Origin of the sequence: Exiguobacterium aurantiacum, from assembly GCF_024362205.1 — a bacterium.
Taxonomy (GTDB): domain Bacteria; phylum Bacillota; class Bacilli; order Exiguobacteriales; family Exiguobacteriaceae; genus Exiguobacterium; species Exiguobacterium aurantiacum_B.
In genome coordinates this window covers 1,926,092-1,942,863 of record NZ_CP101462.1, presented here as the reverse complement: position 1 = coordinate 1,942,863, position 16,772 = coordinate 1,926,092, and the positions used below count along the sequence as shown (strand labels likewise).

Sequence of the window (16,772 nt, the reverse complement as noted above, 5' to 3'; positions counted from 1 at the left end):
CACTCATGCCTCTGTCCGCACCGCGATGTGATGGACACCTCGCAAAATTTGTTGATTATGCAAGACGTACACCGGGCCGTCCGCAAGCACTTTCCCGTCTTTCGAGAACTGAAGATAGACGGTACGCGCCTCATCGATGGGCAGCGTGAGCAGCGAGTCCCCATAAAAGCTGACGTGCGTCGCCGTGGCGATCGGTTCAGCGTTTTGCAGGAACGGGGCGAACGGCATCGCGAACGAGTCGCGCAGCGCCGCATCTTTATCGGCCCGAGTCATCGGTTTGTTGTGGTCGACACGTGTCCCTTGCGTCAAGCCGTCGTCCCATGCCTTCCCCATTTTGGCATAATACGCTTCATTATCATTCTCGACAGTGCGGTCGAGTTCTTCGACGTTCCGCTTGCGGTCGTCAAAAATCCATACGGTCGGGTCGATCGTCAACGCGTGACGAACCGCTCCGTCTAGTGGGAAAATCATTGATACGCCCCCTTTATTCACGATACACTGTACATTATACAGCTCTTCCAGAGAAAAAGGGAAACTGCGAGAAACTCGTAGTGAATCTAGACTGTTCATTGAATTATGATGAAATATAATGTACAGTTGAGTTATGACAAACAGTCTGTCATTGTACGGAGGAGGGGTCGTAGTGGCGACAAATTTGGCTGCAGTCCAACGGGAGCAAGCGCTTCAACTATTAGAGGCAGACGCTGAAAAAATCCGTTGTTTGATTGAAGTGCAGTTAGAAAACCTAAAAATGCCGAAGTGCCCGCTTTATGAAGAGGTGCTTGATACACATATGTTCGGTCTATCACGCCAAATTGATTTTGCGGTCCGTCTTGGACTCATTTCAGACATTGAAGGTAAAGGATTGCTCGATTCATTGGAACAAAAGCTGTCCGCCCTCGCGGAAGCTTCAGATTTATGAACCTTATACTCAAACTGTGCAAGCGGCGCTGTTTGAGTATTTTTTTATAATGGGTCAAGGATTGATGTACATAAGGAAGTGAAAACATGAAAACTCGGTTTCGGTACTTTGATTTCTCTTTGTTCATTGCGGTGCTCCTGCTCGTCGGAATCAGTTCCATCATGATTTACAGTGCGAGCGTATGGAACCGTGGCGATTACGCCAGTAGCGACTTGTTCTATCGTCAGCTCGTCTACGCAGGAATTGGGATTGTCGTTTACTTTATCGCGACGATGTTCCGCTATGAGAACTTTAGAAAACCAAACATTCTTTACAGCCTCTACTTCGTATCGGTGGTGCTCTTGTTTATCACATGGGCGATGCGACCGCTAAATGGGGCGCGAGCTTGGCTCATCTTCGGAGGCTTTACGATGCAACCGATTGAGATTGCCAAATTTGTACTTATCTTGTTGTTGGCAAATTATTATCATCAGTTGTGGAATGGGGAGTTGAAGGGGCTGCCAGGTCGATTAAGTCGAGCGGCGGTTGTGAAAAAAGGATTGCGTGCTCAAATCGGAGCGTTCTTCATCATACCAATCCTGTACTTCTTTTTCCCGTACGCGATTGCCATCAATGGGCAGCCGGATATGGGCGGCCTGTTCGTCCTCGGTGCCATCATGTTCCTCATGTGGCTCGCCGTCGGGGCACCTCTCCGGATTATCGTGCCTGCGGTGATCACCGGGATTGGCGCCATTTATTTAATGTTCACGGCGATTTTTACGGAAAACCAACGCAGTCGGATCGAGGTCGTCTTCAATCCATTCATGGACCCTGAAAACTATGGGCATCAACTGCTCATGTCAATCATTTCGATTGTGCACGGGGGGGTGACTGGTGTCGGTCTCGGGAATAGTTATCAGAAATATGGATACTTACCGGAACCGGAGACGGACTACATCATGTCCATCATCGCGGAAGAGCTCGGATTCATCGGGGTCGTCATCGTCCTCGTCTTGCTGTTTTTCATCGCCTTCCGAGCCATCAATATTGCCAACCATAGCGATAATCATTTTGCGATGTTCGTCTCGTTTGGCATCGCCGCTCAAATCATGGTTCAAACCGGAATTAATATTGGAGCGATGTCGGGGTGGTTCCCGGGGACGGGGGTCACGCTCCCGCTCGTCAGTTATGGAGGTACGTCACTCATTATGACGTTGGGGGTTCTCGGTGTGCTCAGTAGTATCTCGATGCGAAATCGGCATCGGGAAGCGACGAAACGGGCGGAAATCCGTGAAAAGTCAGCAGAAAACGTTCAAAATTCATCGTTTCATGTTGTAAGGTAAGGAGAATCGAACTACTTAACTGGGGGGATTTATGTTGAAATCAATTAACAAATTACTTGTAGCCAACCGTGGAGAAATCGCCATTCGTGTATTTAGGGCCGCCACTGAATTAGGAATGCGCACGGTCGCCGTGTATTCACAAGAAGACAGCGGCTCGTTACACCGCTTCAAAGCGGATGAGGCGTATTTGATCGGGCTCGATAAAAAGCCGATTGACGCTTATCTCGACATCGAAGACGTGATCCGGATTGCGAAACAGTCGGGGGCTGACGCAATTCACCCAGGGTACGGTTTCTTATCCGAGAACATCGAACTCGCACGTCGTTGCCGCGAAGAAGGCATCATCTTTGTCGGTCCGAACGAATCGCATCTTCATGCGTTCGGGGATAAAGTTCGGGCCCGTCAAAGTGCGATCGCGGCCGGACTCCCGGTCATTCCAGGTTCAAACGGACCGCTCACTTCATACGAAGACGCGCTCGACTTTGCGAATGAGCACGGTTTCCCGCTCATGGTCAAAGCGGCGATGGGCGGCGGGGGACGCGGGATGCGTGTCATCCGTACGGAAGCCGAGATGAAAGATTTGATTGAACGTGCCAAGTCAGAAGCGAAGCAAGCGTTCGGTTCAGACGAAGTGTACATAGAAAAATTAGTGGAACGTCCAAAACATATCGAGGTTCAGATTCTCGGGGACGATCACGGTAACATCATTCACTTGTTCGAACGTGACTGTTCGGTCCAACGTCGACATCAAAAAGTCGTCGAGGTCGCACCGTGTGTGACGTTGTCTGAAAAATCGCGCCAAGCGATTTGTGACGCGGCGGTTAAGCTCATGCGTCACGTCGAGTATATTAACGCTGGGACGGTCGAATTCCTCGTCACGGAAGACGAGTCGTTCTACTTCATCGAGGTCAACCCGCGCATCCAAGTCGAGCACACGATCACCGAGATGGTGACCGGCTTCGATATCGTGCAGACCCAGCTCATGATCGCGCAAGGCGAGTCGCTCCACGGCGACGTCATCCATATGCCGAAACAAGAAGATATCAAATTGCTCGGCTATGCGATCCAATCGCGAGTCACGTCGGAAGATCCGGCCAACAACTTCATGCCGGACACGGGTAAAATTATGGCTTACCGCTCTCCGGGCGGTTTCGGGGTCCGACTCGACGGTGGGAACGCCTACGTCGGTGCCGAAATCTCACCATACTATGACTCGCTCCTCGTCAAGCTGTCGACGCACGGCATGACGTTCGAGCAGGCCGCTTCGAAGATGGTCCGTAACTTGAACGAGTTCCGGATTCGCGGTATCAAGACGAACATCCCGTTCTTAATCAACGTGATGAAACACGCAAACTTCATCAGCGGTGACTATAACACGTCGTTCATCGACGAGACACCGGAACTGTTCGTCTTCCCGAAACGGAAAGACCGCGGGACGAAGCTTCTCAACTATATCGGCGACGTTACGGTGAACGGATTCCCGGGTGTCGGATTGAAAGATAAGCCGATTAGCCGTTCGGTCCGAATCCCGCATGAGCTACCGGCTGAAGCCAAACCAGGCACGAAACAGATTTTGACGGAGCTCGGTCCGGATGGCCTCGCCGACTGGATTAAACGCCAGCCGGAACTGCTGTTGACCGATACGACGATGCGTGACGCGCACCAATCGCTGCTCGCGACACGGATGCGGACGCAAGACATCATCAATATCGCTGAACCGACGAGCAAGCTCATGCCGGAGCTGTTCTCGGTCGAGGCATGGGGCGGGGCCACGTTCGACGTCGCCTATCGCTTCCTCTCGGAAGACCCGTGGGTACGCCTCATGCGTCTCCGTGAGAAGATGCCGAACGTGTTGATTCAAATGTTGCTTCGCGGCGCCAACGCCGTCGGCTATAAAAACTATGCCGACAACGTCATCGAGAAATTCGTCCACGAGGCGGCCTATGCCGGCGTCGACGTGTTCCGGATCTTCGACAGCTTGAACAACCTTGAGTCGATTCAACTCGCGATTGACGCCACGTTACCGACCGGAAAAGTCGCCGAGGCAGCGGTATGTTATACGGGTGACCTATACGATGGCAGCCGTCCGAAGTATCACTTGCCGTATTACGTCGACTTGGCGAAGAAACTCGAAGCGAGCGGGGCCCACATCCTTGCCATCAAGGACATGGCCGGCTTGCTCAAACCGGAATCGGCGTACGCGCTCGTCTCGGCCTTGAAAGATGCCGTCGACTTGCCGATCCACTTGCACACGCACGATGCTTCCGGCAACGGGATCTTCACGTATGCTCGGGCGACAGATGCGGGCGTCGACATCGTCGACGTGGCTGCGAGCTCAATGTCAGGCATGACGTCACAGCCTTCAGGCGGCAGCTTGATTTATGCGCTCGATCATCACGAGCGTCAACCGAAAATCGATGCGAAGCATTACGAGGTCATCAGCGACTACTGGCAAGACGTGCGTCATAACTATGAGCCATTCGAGAGCGATATGCGTGCTTCGAACCCATCGGTATATGAGCACGAGATGCCGGGCGGACAGTATTCGAACTTGCAACAACAAGCGAAAGCGGTCGGCTTAGGCGACCGTTGGAGCGAAGTCAAAGCGATGTACGCCCGCGTCAACATGTTGTTCGGCGATATCGTCAAAGTGACGCCGTCGTCTAAAGTCGTCGGGGACATGGCACTGTTCATGGTCCAACATAACTTGAGCGAACAAGATGTGGTCGAACGTGGTCATCAACTCGACTTCCCAGATTCGGTCGTCGAGATGATGCGCGGGGAGCTCGGGACGCCTCCAGGCGGATTCCCGACGGACGTGCAGCAAGCCATCTTGAAAGGCGAGAAACCGCTCGACGTGCGTCCGGGTAAACTGATCGAACCTTACGATTTCAAGGCGGCACAGACGAAACTGTTCGAGAAACTCGATCGTCCCGTGACGGACTTCGAACTGCTCTCGAACGCGTTGTATCCGAAAGTGTTCGAGGATTACGTCACCCATTCGACGACGTACGGTGATGTATCGGTGCTCGACACGTTGACGTTCTTCTATGGCTTGAACGTCGGGGAGACGATTCAAGTCGAGATCGAGACCGGGAAGACGCTCATCATCAAACTCGTTCAAATCAGTGCGGCGAACGAGGACGGCATCCGTCTCGTCTCGTATGAGATGAACGGAGTCCCACGTGAAATCGAGATCAAGGACGTGAACGTGAAGTCGGCGACGACGAGCCGTCCGAAAGTCGACCGGGCGAACCCGAAACAAGTCGGTGCTTCAATGCCAGGTTCGGTGTTGAAAGTGCTCGTCGAACCGGGTAGCCGTGTCCATCGCGGGGAACAGCTCCTCGTCACGGAAGCGATGAAGATGGAGACGACGGTCCAAGCCGCTCAAGACGGTGAGGTCAAAGCGGTCCATATTAAAGAGGGCGACACAATCCAAAGTGACGACTTATTGATTGAGTTTGTACAATGAAAAGAAGCATAGCGCGGCTATGCTTCTTTTTTAGATAGGAGTGGGAGAGATGAGGCGAGTTTGTTGGTTTCGATCGGATTTTCGATTGACTGATAACCATATGTTACACCGAGTATTGAAAGACGCCGATTCAGGCGATGACGTGGAATTTGTCTTTTGGCTCAACCCGAACTATTGTGAGCCGTTCGAGACGCGACACGATTACTTTTTCGCGGCGATGCGACAATTTATGGACGAGCTCAAGGAGAACGGCCTCGGTCTGCGTGTCCTTGTCGCCGACACGGCCGAGCAGTTCGTCGAAGCACTCGGCGAGCTTGATGCCCTCTATTTCAACGCCGAGTATGTCGAACCGTTCAAGCAGCGGGACGATGCCGTCATCGAGGCACTCGGGCAAGACGTAAAAGTCATCCGCTTGCTCGACCGGCATTTGTTCGCTCCGAACGCGTTCACGAAAAAAGACGGCGATCCGTATAAAGTATATACGCCATTTAAAAAAGCAGCCTATGCCGAGACGCCGCCCGTTCCATATGAGGTCGATGTGACAGCGCTGAAGCGTCACGTGACGACGGGGCATGACGTCCCATCTGAATTGAAGCGTCAGTTCGACCGATGCGAGCGTTCGTGGAAAGCGCTCGGGGAAGCAGCCGCGAAACAGCGCTTGAGCGACTTTGTCGCCAAGCGGATCGATGCATACGATGTGGACCGTGACATCCCGGCCATCGCCGGCACGAGCCGACTCTCGCCGTATCTTCGGACCGGGGTGCTGTCGATTCGCACCGTGACGGAAGCGGTGCTGTCGGCGCCGAAATCGAGCGGGCGCGACACGTATTACGACGAGTTGTTATGGCGTGAGTTTTATTATATGATCATGGTCCAATTCCCGGGACTGAAAGACCGCCCGTTCAACGACAAATATAAACATCTCGATTGGGAAAATGATGACGAGAACTTCCAAGCGTGGTGTGACGGGAAGACGGGCTATCCGATCGTCGACGCGGCGATGCGGCAATTGAACGAGACGGGTTGGATGCACAACCGGCTCCGGATGGTCGTCGCCTCATTCTTATCGAAGCATCTGATGATCGACTGGCGGAAAGGGGAACGCTATTTCGAGCAGAAACTGATTGACTATGAGGCAGCCTCGAATATCGGCGGTTGGCAATGGGCCGCCTCGGTCGGGACGGATGCGGTGCCATACTTCCGCATCTTCAACCCGACGACACAGTCCGAGAAGTTTGACAGCGAAGGGACGTTCATCCGAAAGTACGTCCCTGAACTCGCCGATTTCGACAAAAAAGCGATTCACTTTCCCGACCTGACCGAGCGGGACGGATACGTCGACCCGATCGTCGACCATAAGGAAGCGCGGGCCCGGGCGCTCGAACGATTCAAGGACGCCCAATGAACAGGCATAGAAAAAAGGAGCGATGAATGTCGCTCCTTTTCGTGTGTTCGATTAAACTGATTTTTGTCGAGCGGACGCGGTCGTCTGCTTCTGACTCCGATACGCATGATATGCCAAATACGAGATAATCCCGAAATAGCACGTAATCAAGAACGCGTGGAGGAGCGGCACGTACGTGGCATGTCCTCCAAGGACGATCCACGCACCCGTACCGACTTGAAGCAGGATGAAGAACAGCGAGGCCCACATGCCCGTCTCGACGAGGCGGTTCGTCTCCCGTCGGGCCAAGTACAACACGTACAGCGTATAGAAGACGAGCAGTCCTGCCATGATGCGGTGCCCCATTTGAACGTACGACTCGAACGTCCAGACGTCTTGGCTACAGACCGGCCAGCCGACGCACGCATACGTCGCGCCGAGGTGACGAACGTAAGCACCCGTATAGACGACGACCATCGTATAGATCGTCAAGCCGTAAAGGTGAATCTTCAATCGTTCGGAGACGGCCCGATGTACGCGTTCTCCTTCGAACAAAAGGATCGTCAGAATGAGCAGTGACGCGAACGAGACGAGTGAGATGCCGAAGTGGAGCGCGAGAATCGCGTCCGACTGTTGCCAGATGACGGCCCCAGCGCCGATGATGGACTGGATGAGCATAAAGATGAACGCGAGGAACGCGAACACTTTGACGTCATAGCGGTTCTTGACGACCGCGAACGTCCAAACCGTCAATGCGATGATGAGGAGTCCTTCGATGCCGGAGACGACACGGTGACTGTACTCGATCATCGTCTCGACGCTCGGGTTCGTCGGAATCAGTTTCCCGTGGCAGAGCGGCCAGTCTGTACCGCACCCGTCGCCGGAGTCGGTCTTCGTCACGGTTCCACCCATGATGAGAACGAGCATCATCCCGAGCGTGACGAGTGCTGAAAATAGTGCGAGTTTTTTATGCATTCGTTTCCACCTGCTTTTGAGAAAAATCACTAGAATTGTGCCTTGTCAGTTTATATTTTTTTCGCCATACTTATTATACGGCTTTACGTCGTAAAAACGAAACGGAAAAGCTTGCAATCGCTATCAAAATCGTTATTCTAGTATTAGCATAGCGTTTTTACTGTGACAATTATCACACGTCTGTCACAAAAAACTAGCTATTTTACAAGCATAAACGACGTATTCTTTTTGAAAATATGGTATCTTTGTTATGAGTTAGGTGAACTTTGTTCATATTGTGTTTTTTCTGTGAAAAGAATACGAGGATTTCGTGATTAGTAGGGGGGTCAGTATGACAAAAGTCAACCCAGGGACAATGGCAGAAGTAGAATATACAGAATCCGCCTCGTTCCGCGACTATGTTGCTCTGGCAAAAATGGGAATCGTCCGCGCCAATCTATTGTTGGTGTTCGCCGGTTTCTTTGTAGCAGCAACATATCAGAGTGATACGCCAGTACTTTATTTGTTTGAAGTTTGGCCACAACTCTTATTAACGATGTTAGGAAGCGCGCTCGTCATCTCCGGGAGTTGTTACCTAAACAACTTCGTGGACCGTGATATCGATTACTTGATGGGACGTACAGACAACCGACCAAGTGTCACCGGGAAAATTTCGGGAGAACAGATTTTGCTCCTTGGATTAACGCAACTCGCGATCGGGACATTGTTGTTATTGATCGTGTCGTATGTGGCAGCAGTCTTCGGTTTAATCGGGGCATTTTTTTATGTCGTCATTTATACGATGTGGCTTAAACGGACGCACACGTTGAACACGGTCGTCGGCAGCATCTCCGGAGCGGTACCGCCGCTCATCGGTTGGGCAGCCATCGATCCCGCGCTTCATATCGATGCGTGGCTCATGTTCCTCGTCATGTTCTTGTGGCAACCGCCACACTTCCTCGCGCTCGCCATGCGGCGTGTCGAGGAGTATCGAGCGGCCGGCATTCCGATGCTACCGGTCGTCAACGGCTTTGCGATCACCAAGCGCCAAATCATTTGGTGGATCGCGACACTCATTCCAGCGTCGCTCTTGTTCTTGCATTACGGTTTGATCTACGTGATCGTCGCGGCCGGTCTTGGGGGCTACTGGTTATATCTCGGCTTGAAAGGGTTTAAGGCCGAAGATGAGATCAAGTGGGCAAACAAAATGTTCTTTTATTCATTGATTTATTTAGTCGTGTGGATTGTCACGCTGGTATTGACGGCACTTTGATAGTCGCACTCACTATATAGAAACCATTGCACATCATTTTGGGAGAAAGTGGGGATTGTTGTGAAATCATTTAAGAAGCTTCTGTTTGGCATCGTCCCGATGATGATGTTCGCACTACTGTTATCAGGGTGCGGCGTAGAGGGATTGTCTGCATTGAAGCCGATGGGAGAGGGAGCTGAGATTCAGCTTCGCATCATTCTCATCAGTTTGGCAATCATGCTCTTTGTACTTGTCATCGTAACGATTATTTACGTGTACGTGCTCATGAAATTCCGTCGGAAAGATGAATCGATTCCGAAGCAAGTCGAAGGAAGTAGCACGCTCGAGATGATTTGGACAGTCGTTCCAATCATTTTACTTATCATTCTCGCTGTTCCGACGATCACGACGACAGTCGAGCTCGCAAAAGCGAAAGAAGCGAAAAAAGAAGAAGAAATCAATGTCACGGCCAACCTTTACTGGTGGGAATTTGAATATCCGAACGCAGGCGTGGTCACGGGTCAAGAACTCGTCATCCCAGTCGGTAAGCGTGTCGGCATCAACTTGACATCGAAAGACGTCATTCACTCGTTCTGGGTACCGGCCTTGTCAGGTAAGACAGATACAAACCCAGGCCTTGATAACGAAATGTGGTTGCATGCAAATGAACCAGGTACGTTCTACGGGAAATGTGCCGAGCTTTGCGGACCTTCACACGCACTCATGGACTTCAAAGTCATCGCACTCGAGCAAGAAGAGTACGACCAATGGCTCGAAGACATGAAAGCACAGCAGGACGCAAACACAGAAAACCTCGTTGCAGATAACCAAAACTTGACTACAGGTGAAGCAGTGTACGTCGAGAGCTGCTTGAGCTGTCACGGTGGCGGGAAAGTCGCGCCGAGCTTGACGAACTTTGGTGATCGCGAATGGTTGGCGGGTTACCTCGAAAACAACGAAGAGAAGTTGAAAGAATGGATTCGCGACCCACAAGAATTGAAACAAGGCGCGCTCATGCCTGGCTTCGGTGAAGGCCAAATCAGTGATGAAGAGTTAGATGCACTCGTTGACTTCTTGTACGATCAGAAGATTGACTAACGGGAAAAGGGGGATTTCACGTGGCACAGACCACTGCTATGCAGCAACCGCGTAAATACAATGGCATCATGGATTGGGTTACGACGGTTGACCACAAAAAAATCGGTATTTTGTATTTGTTCTCAGGAATCTTCTTCCTCCTTCTCGGTGGAATTGAAGCTTTACTTATTCGGTGGCAACTCGTTCGCCCGATGAACGACTTCGTCAGCGGCGAAACGTTCAACCAATTGATCACGATGCACGGGACGACGATGATCTTCCTAGCGGCCATGCCGATGCTCTTCGGATTCATGAACGCCGTCGTGCCGCTTCAAATCGGGGCACGCGACGTCGCGTTCCCGTTCATTAACTCACTAGGATTTTGGTTGTTCTTCTTCGGTGGAGTCATGTTGAACCTTAGCTGGTTCTTCGGCGCTGCACCGAACGCAGGGTGGACGGCTTACGCGCCGCTCTCGACACAACCGGATGCGTCAGGGGTCGACTTCTACGCCCTCGGCCTTCAAATCTCAGGTTTCGGTTCACTCATGGCAGGGATTAACTTCCTCGTCACGATTTTGAACATGCGTGCACCAGGCATGAAACTCATGCGGATGCCGCTCTTCACGTGGACGACGTTCGTTGCTTCGGCGTTGATCGTCTTCGCGTTCCCGCCGCTCACAGTCGGCTTGTTCATGTTGATGTTCGAGCGCTTGTTCGGTGCCGTCTACTTCGACCCAGCAATGGGTGGTAACGTCGTCATCTGGGAACACCTTTTCTGGATTTTCGGACACCCGGAAGTATACATCTTGATACTCCCAGCGTTCGGTATTTTCTCGGAAATCATTCCGACATTCGCTCGTAAACGCCTATTCGGTTACACGACGATGGTCTTCGCAACGATGCTCATCGGTTTCCTTGGATTCATGGTTTGGGTCCACCACATGTTCACGGTCGGTCTTGGACCGGTCGCCAACTCGATCTTCGCTGTCGCAACAATGGCGATCGCCGTGCCGACAGGGGTCAAGATCTTCAACTGGTTGTTCACGCTATGGGGCGGACAAATCAAGTTCAACGTCGCGATGCTGTACTCGGTCGCATTCATTCCATCGTTCCTCGTCGGGGGGATGACAGGGGTCATGCTTTCGGTCGCACCGGCCGACTATCAGTATCACGATAGTTACTTCGTTGTCGCTCACTTCCACTACGTTATCGTAGGTGGGGTCGTCTACGGTCTATTCGCAGGACTTTACTATTGGTTCCCGCTCATGTTCGGCAAAGCGCTCTCTGAGAAGCTTGGCTACTGGCAGTTCTGGTTGTTCTTCATCGGGTTCCACTTGACGTTCTTCCCGCAACACTTCCTCGGATTGTTCGGGATGCCACGCCGCGTCTTCACATACCTTCCGAACCAAGGGTTTGAGACGATGAACTTGCTGTCGACGATCGGTGCCTTCTTCATGGGTGTGTCGACGATCATCTTGCTGATCGCTGTCGTCAAGGCATTCTTGTCGAAACAACGCGTCAAGCCAGACCACTGGGAAGATGGACGTACACTCGAGTGGACGCTTCCTGTACCGACACCAGAGTACAACTTTGCACAAACACCGCTCGTCAAAGGTCTCGATACGTTCTGGCTCGAGAAAATGGCGGGCAACAAACGGGTTTCTGTTGCTGAACCAGTCGCAGACATTCACATGCCGAACAACTCGCTCATTCCGTTCTTCATGTCACTCGGTCTTTTCATCGCCGGGCTTGGAGCCATCTTCCAAATGGATAACGCGGTTGTCGGTTGGTCACTCATCGTGATCGGGTTACTCATCACATTCGTGTCGATGTTCCTCCGTTCATGGATTGACGACCACGGCTTCTACATTCCAAAATCACAGATTGAAGCGGATTTGAAAGCGATTCGTGAGAAAGGAGACCAATAAATGGCACATGCAGTCGAAAAACACCCGGTGACCGGTATTCCGGCCAATCCAGAGAAAGCCACGCTGGAAGGGAAAAATAAATATGTGGCCTTCTGGTTCTTCCTCGGTGGAGAGACGGTTCTCTTCGCCTCGCTGTTCGGAACGTACGTCGGTCTTCTGAACTCTGGTGCGCCAGAGGAACTTCGCTCGTACAATATCTTTGAGATGGGGCTCGTCTTCTTAATGACGATGCTCCTCCTCACAAGTTCACTTACGAGTGTTCTCGCTATGATGAACATGAAAGCGAACAATCCAGGCCGCATGAAGTTTTGGTTGATCATCACGCTTCTCCTCGGTGCCGGATTCCTCGGAGCAGAGATTTACGAGTTCATCCACTACTACCATATCGGTCACACGTTCACTTCAAGCGCGTTCGGCTCGGCGTTCTACACGCTCGTCGGATTCCACGGAGCGCACGTCACGTTCGGTCTCCTTTGGATCACGACGCTGTTGATTCGCAACTGGAACCGTCCGATCGATGTGTACAATGCACCGAAGTTCTACGTGTCGAGCCTGTACTGGCACTTTATCGACGTCGTATGGGTTTTCATCTTCTCAATCGTCTACCTCTTAGGGATGGTGAGCTAATATGGAAAAACAACCAATGAACGAATCGCACAAGCAGTTAGAGCTCGAAGTAAAAGCGGAATCACGACGCGAGTATCAACTTCAGTTGATCAGCTTCGCGATGATGATCTTGCTCACATTCGTCGCGTTCGGCGCTGTATACGCTGAACTCATGCCAGTGTGGGCGGCAGGTGGTTTCTTGATCATCCTCGCCATCATCCAAGTGTTCTTGCAGCTTTACATCTTCATGCATATGAACAACCGTGGCAACACATGGATCGTCGGAATGATGTGGCTTGGCATCTTTGTCGCCATCATCACGGTCGCTGCCCTTCGCTTGCTCATTTGGTAAATGTGACAAAGGATTGAACATCTGTGGAAACATAGATGATTCAGTCCTTTTTGCTTTACTTCAAAAATAAAGGAATAGTAATCTTGAAGTGAACGGTTTCATCGGTTTGGGAGAGAAAGAAAAGGGGTGAAGGGATGCTCTGGAATACATCAGAGCTACTCAAACAGTTCGATTGGACGACGCTTTGGAGTCCATGGTTCGGATTGTTGATGGTAGGGTTGTACGTCCTCTATGCGGTCGTCACAGAGAGCATGGCGAAGCGAGGATACGAGTCGACCACGTTGTTACAAAAGTTCAGCATGTTATCCGCTATTTTATTGTATTACATCGGTTTCGGAAGTCCGGTCGATGTGCTCGCGCACATCATCTTCTCGGTTCATATGTTACAGATGGTACTCGTCTACGTGCTCGCACCGGCGCTCGTCGTGTATGGGATGCCGTATTGGGTGTTCGAAAAATTATTTAGCTATAAGGTGATTGGGCCGACGCTCAAATTTATGACAAAACCTTTGATTGCACTCGTTTTGTTCAATGCATTATTCACGTTCTACCATATGCCATTCATTTTTGACTACGTGTTGACGAACTATGGGGTGCATCGTATCTTCCACGGCGCTCTCGTCGTCTTCAGTTTGACGATGTGGTATCCGGTCATCGCTCCGTTCATCTCGGAAGAAGAGGAAGGCATGTCTGATTTGAAGCGGATGGTATACATCATCGCCAACGGGGTGCTCTTGACGCCGGCGTGTGCGTTCATCATCTTCAGCCAAGGCATCTTGTATGACGCCTATACAGACGCCGAAACGTTTGCGACCGTGCTCGGTTATTGTATGCCGAACGGGGACGTATCCGGCCTTGATTTGAACGCCCTTATGGGTGCGACGAACAGTGCCCTTGAAGACCAACGCTTCGGTGGGGTATTGATGAAGCTCGGGCAAGAGGTCGTCTACGGTTTCTTCTTCGGTTGGACGTTCTTCGGCTGGGTGCGCCGGACGAAGTCGCTTGCGCTCGATGAAGGCATGTCGTTCACGCCGCATGAACCAAAAGAGAAAAAATGAACTAAGTCAAAGGGGAAACTACGATGAACTATCTTGCCTTGATCAGTGTGACATTCATTGTCATCAGTGCTATTTTAGTCGCGATCGGATGGACGATCATCGCGCGTGATCGCCGCAACGTCGACAAACATAAAAAAGTCATGACGGCCGCCGCGATTGCCGCGACAACATTCTTCATTCTTTACGTTTCGCGCACAATCTTTGTCGGAAATACTGCCTTTGGAGGCCCGGATTCAGTGAAGCCTTACTATTTGGCGTTCATGATCTTCCATATCTTGCTTGCTACGACAGGCGGGGTCCTCGGCTTGATCACGCTTTATCTCGGCTATAAGAACAAAGTCGAGAAACACCGGAAAATCGGACCGAAAGCCTCGGTCGTCTGGTTCTTCACGGCGATCACAGGTGTGATGGTATACGTCCTCCTATACGTCGCCTATGACCCAGGTGAGACGACGAACGTCTTCCGTGCCATTATCGGTGGGTGAATCGAGAGAGGGGGATGAGGATGAAACGGAATAGCTATCTGACGGTCGGGTTGACGGTCGCCATTTTAGTGGCGATCGGCGTGGCCTCGTACTTCTTATTCTTTAAAGAAGAGGACTTGCCCGTCATCCAAGAACCGACCCCGTTCACGTTGACGAACGCGCTCGACGGGCAGTCATACAATTCGGACAACGGCAAAGTCAAAATCGTCACGTTCTTTTATACGAACTGTCCGGACATCTGCCCGCTCACGTTGCGCGACTTCATGAAGCTCGAACAAGAGCTGAAAGCGAGCAACCTGTACGGGACGGACGTCGAACTCGTCGCCATCACGGTCGACCCTGAAGTCGATACGGTTCCAGTCTTAGAGAACTACGGGGCGGCGTTCCAAGCCGAACCGACTGGCTGGAAGATGTTGACCGGAGACAAGGCCGACATCGACCGCATCACGCGTCAGCTTCAGTTCTACTATTCGAAAGCGAACAGCGGACTCGTCACGCATGCGACGACGATGTATATCATCGACCGCGATCATGACGTCCGCGCAGTCGCCCAAATGGCGACGGCAGGAGAAAAACCTGTCGATATCGAAACCATTATGGAGGACGTGTTAGTACTCGCGGCAGAAAAGGAGTGAAGAAGATGAATGATACGATGGCTGTCATCGGAAATGATTATTCCTACGGAGATGTGACGATTGCCGAACGGGCGATTGAGGACTTGATCGCCTGCAGTGCGATCGAATTCGGGTTGTCTGAAGTGAAAGTCGTATCTCTTTCGAAAGAGCGATACGATTATCAAATCATTGCACCCGTCTCGCTCGTCGAGGCTGAACGCTTATATCGCTACGTGCGCGACCAGTTCGACTTGTTGCTCGGACAAGTCGATGTGACGCTCAACGTCATCGCGACATGACAAAAGGGAGGACCCATCGAGGGCCTCCCTTTTTTGTATGTTGATGATGAACTTTGTCTATATTTTCCAATCGTGAACTTTGGTATGATGAAGGCAGTAGTCACGATATACGACTCATCGAGGGGGAAATCGGATGCAACAGCAAGCATTGATTGTCATTGATATTCAAAATGACATCACGAAAAATTACAGAGCCGTCATCGACAACATCAACAAAGCCATCGATTGGGCGGTCGCCAAGGGGCTTCCTGTCGTCTATATCCGGCATGAGAATTTATCCGCGGGGACGAGAACGTTCAAAACAGGGACGCGCGGGGCGGAATTAGCCCCAGATTTGAAAATCGTGTCCGATCACGTGTTCACTAAATATAAAGGCAACGCCTTGACGAGCGAGGCGTTCGCTTCGTTCATTGAACAGCATGGCATCGACACGTTCTATATCACCGGCGCCGATGCGACCGCCTGTGTGAAGTCGACGTGTTACAATCTGCGGAAAGCAGACTATGCGGTCAGCGTCCTGTCGGATTGCATCACGAGCTATGACTTGAAGAAAATCGACGACATGATCGCATATTATGAGGGCAAAGGCTGTGCCATCATCCGGTCAGAGGATTTGTCGGCGTAAGCTATGTGGTCAACGTGTATCTCGACTCATGAGAGACCATAAGAAAAACCCCTTCGCTTATGCAAGGGGTTTTACTTCGAGTGTCTCAGCGAGTGCGGCTAGACGACGCTCGCAATCACGGACGATTTCTTCCGGGAACTCTTCGTCGTACTCGACGCCGTGCGGGTAGTAATGTTTTCCGAGAATCGGTGTCAACATTTTGACGACCGCATGACGGTCCTCGATTTGGCCTTCGATCGCATATACCGGTAAGCGAAGGTAGAACGTCTCGCCTGTCGATTGTTTCTCGTACTTCATGTCATACGTTGCACGCTCATAGTCCCAAGCGCCTTCACGGATGAAATGATGATGATCCATGATCGTCTCGAGCAAACCGAAGCGGATCTCTTTTCCCTCGATGTGGAACTGCTCAAATTTCATCA

At 51.5% G+C, this 16,772-nt stretch carries 17 protein-coding genes; 14 read left to right on the top strand and 3 right to left on the bottom strand.

Going from position 1 to position 16,772, the window contains the following annotated elements; all coding sequences use genetic code 11:
* Nucleotides 1–3 precede the first annotated feature (3 nt).
* Nucleotides 4–471, bottom strand: a complete 468-nt coding sequence (locus NMQ00_RS10080; protein WP_255176589.1) for a hypothetical protein — start codon at nt 469–471, stop codon at nt 4–6.
* 172 nt (nt 472–643) lie between these two features.
* Between NMQ00_RS10080 and NMQ00_RS10075 the strand changes: the two genes are divergently transcribed.
* From NMQ00_RS10075 to NMQ00_RS10060, 4 genes are all read left to right on the top strand, one after another.
* Nucleotides 644–922, top strand: a complete 279-nt coding sequence (locus tag NMQ00_RS10075; protein ID WP_021067011.1) for an Fpa/YlaN family protein — start codon at nt 644–646, stop codon at nt 920–922.
* Nucleotides 923–1,008: 86 nt separating this feature from the next.
* Nucleotides 1,009–2,244, top strand: a complete 1,236-nt coding sequence (locus NMQ00_RS10070; protein WP_255176588.1) for an FtsW/RodA/SpoVE family cell cycle protein — start codon at nt 1,009–1,011, stop codon at nt 2,242–2,244.
* Nucleotides 2,245–2,275: 31 nt separating this feature from the next.
* Complete coding sequence (locus NMQ00_RS10065; RefSeq protein WP_255176587.1) at nt 2,276–5,716, top strand: pyruvate carboxylase; 3,441 nt, start codon at nt 2,276–2,278, stop codon at nt 5,714–5,716.
* A 49-nt stretch (nt 5,717–5,765) separates the two neighbouring features.
* On the top strand, nt 5,766–7,121 hold the full coding sequence (locus NMQ00_RS10060; protein WP_255176586.1) for a cryptochrome/photolyase family protein: 1,356 nt from the start codon (nt 5,766–5,768) through the stop codon (nt 7,119–7,121).
* Nucleotides 7,122–7,172: 51 nt separating this feature from the next.
* Here NMQ00_RS10060 and NMQ00_RS10055 read toward each other — a convergent pair whose 3' ends face one another.
* Complete coding sequence (locus NMQ00_RS10055; RefSeq protein ID WP_255176585.1) at nt 7,173–8,075, bottom strand: COX15/CtaA family protein; 903 nt, start codon at nt 8,073–8,075, stop codon at nt 7,173–7,175.
* Between the two features lie 331 nt (nt 8,076–8,406).
* On the opposite strand from NMQ00_RS10055, the gene cyoE reads away from it, so the two are divergent.
* The 10 genes from cyoE to NMQ00_RS10005 all read left to right on the top strand — a co-directional run bounded on the left by cyoE (nt 8,407) and on the right by NMQ00_RS10005 (nt 16,350).
* Nucleotides 8,407–9,327 (top strand): heme o synthase, encoded by a 921-nt coding sequence (gene cyoE, locus NMQ00_RS10050; RefSeq protein ID WP_255176584.1) that lies wholly within the window; start codon nt 8,407–8,409, stop codon nt 9,325–9,327.
* 60 nt (nt 9,328–9,387) lie between these two features.
* A complete protein-coding gene (coxB, locus tag NMQ00_RS10045; RefSeq protein ID WP_214791563.1) occupies nt 9,388–10,404 on the top strand; it encodes a cytochrome c oxidase subunit II in 1,017 nt (338 codons plus the stop codon).
* A 38-nt stretch (nt 10,405–10,442) separates the two neighbouring features.
* A complete protein-coding gene (gene ctaD / locus NMQ00_RS10040) occupies nt 10,443–12,311 on the top strand; it encodes a cytochrome c oxidase subunit I (protein WP_255178709.1) in 1,869 nt (622 codons plus the stop codon).
* Nucleotides 12,312–12,938 carry a cytochrome (ubi)quinol oxidase subunit III gene (locus tag NMQ00_RS10035; protein ID WP_255176583.1) on the top strand — a complete coding sequence of 209 codons (627 nt, stop codon included), beginning with the start codon at nt 12,312–12,314 and terminating at the stop codon, nt 12,936–12,938.
* Between the two features lies 1 nt (nt 12,939).
* The gene (locus NMQ00_RS10030; protein ID WP_131433763.1) at nt 12,940–13,269 is read left to right on the top strand and encodes a cytochrome C oxidase subunit IV family protein; all 330 of its coding nucleotides are present in this window, start codon (nt 12,940–12,942) and stop codon (nt 13,267–13,269) included.
* 134 nt (nt 13,270–13,403) lie between these two features.
* The gene (locus NMQ00_RS10025) at nt 13,404–14,327 is read left to right on the top strand and encodes a cytochrome c oxidase assembly protein (RefSeq protein WP_255176582.1); all 924 of its coding nucleotides are present in this window, start codon (nt 13,404–13,406) and stop codon (nt 14,325–14,327) included.
* 23 nt (nt 14,328–14,350) lie between these two features.
* Nucleotides 14,351–14,812, top strand: coding sequence for a DUF420 domain-containing protein (locus NMQ00_RS10020; RefSeq protein WP_021067022.1), 462 nt, complete (start codon nt 14,351–14,353; stop codon nt 14,810–14,812).
* 20 nt (nt 14,813–14,832) lie between these two features.
* A complete protein-coding gene (locus NMQ00_RS10015; protein ID WP_255176581.1) occupies nt 14,833–15,447 on the top strand; it encodes an SCO family protein in 615 nt (204 codons plus the stop codon).
* A gap of 5 nt (nt 15,448–15,452) precedes the next feature.
* The gene (locus NMQ00_RS10010; protein WP_255176580.1) at nt 15,453–15,725 is read left to right on the top strand and encodes a hypothetical protein; all 273 of its coding nucleotides are present in this window, start codon (nt 15,453–15,455) and stop codon (nt 15,723–15,725) included.
* Between the two features lie 133 nt (nt 15,726–15,858).
* Nucleotides 15,859–16,350, top strand: a complete 492-nt coding sequence (locus NMQ00_RS10005; RefSeq protein ID WP_255176579.1) for a cysteine hydrolase family protein — start codon at nt 15,859–15,861, stop codon at nt 16,348–16,350.
* Nucleotides 16,351–16,407: 57 nt separating this feature from the next.
* Here NMQ00_RS10005 and NMQ00_RS10000 read toward each other — a convergent pair whose 3' ends face one another.
* A complete protein-coding gene (locus tag NMQ00_RS10000) occupies nt 16,408–16,770 on the bottom strand; it encodes a YugN family protein (protein WP_021067026.1) in 363 nt (120 codons plus the stop codon).
* Nucleotides 16,771–16,772: the final 2 nt, after the last annotated feature.

Coding starts and splice junctions, on each gene's coding strand:
- NMQ00_RS10080 (WP_255176589.1), bottom strand. CDS start 471: ATGATTTTCCCACTAGACGGAGCGGTTCGTCACGCGTTGACGATCGAC.
- NMQ00_RS10070 (WP_255176588.1), top strand. CDS start 1,009: ATGAAAACTCGGTTTCGGTACTTTGATTTCTCTTTGTTCATTGCGGTG.
- NMQ00_RS10065 (WP_255176587.1), top strand. CDS start 2,276: ATGTTGAAATCAATTAACAAATTACTTGTAGCCAACCGTGGAGAAATC.
- NMQ00_RS10060 (WP_255176586.1), top strand. CDS start 5,766: ATGAGGCGAGTTTGTTGGTTTCGATCGGATTTTCGATTGACTGATAAC.
- NMQ00_RS10055 (WP_255176585.1), bottom strand. CDS start 8,075: ATGCATAAAAAACTCGCACTATTTTCAGCACTCGTCACGCTCGGGATG.
- cyoE (WP_255176584.1), top strand. CDS start 8,407: ATGACAAAAGTCAACCCAGGGACAATGGCAGAAGTAGAATATACAGAA.
- ctaD (WP_255178709.1), top strand. CDS start 10,443: ATGCAGCAACCGCGTAAATACAATGGCATCATGGATTGGGTTACGACG.
- NMQ00_RS10035 (WP_255176583.1), top strand. CDS start 12,312: ATGGCACATGCAGTCGAAAAACACCCGGTGACCGGTATTCCGGCCAAT.
- NMQ00_RS10030 (WP_131433763.1), top strand. CDS start 12,940: ATGGAAAAACAACCAATGAACGAATCGCACAAGCAGTTAGAGCTCGAA.
- NMQ00_RS10025 (WP_255176582.1), top strand. CDS start 13,404: ATGCTCTGGAATACATCAGAGCTACTCAAACAGTTCGATTGGACGACG.
- NMQ00_RS10020 (WP_021067022.1), top strand. CDS start 14,351: ATGAACTATCTTGCCTTGATCAGTGTGACATTCATTGTCATCAGTGCT.
- NMQ00_RS10015 (WP_255176581.1), top strand. CDS start 14,833: ATGAAACGGAATAGCTATCTGACGGTCGGGTTGACGGTCGCCATTTTA.
- NMQ00_RS10010 (WP_255176580.1), top strand. CDS start 15,453: ATGAATGATACGATGGCTGTCATCGGAAATGATTATTCCTACGGAGAT.
- NMQ00_RS10005 (WP_255176579.1), top strand. CDS start 15,859: ATGCAACAGCAAGCATTGATTGTCATTGATATTCAAAATGACATCACG.
- NMQ00_RS10000 (WP_021067026.1), bottom strand. CDS start 16,770: ATGAAATTTGAGCAGTTCCACATCGAGGGAAAAGAGATCCGCTTCGGT.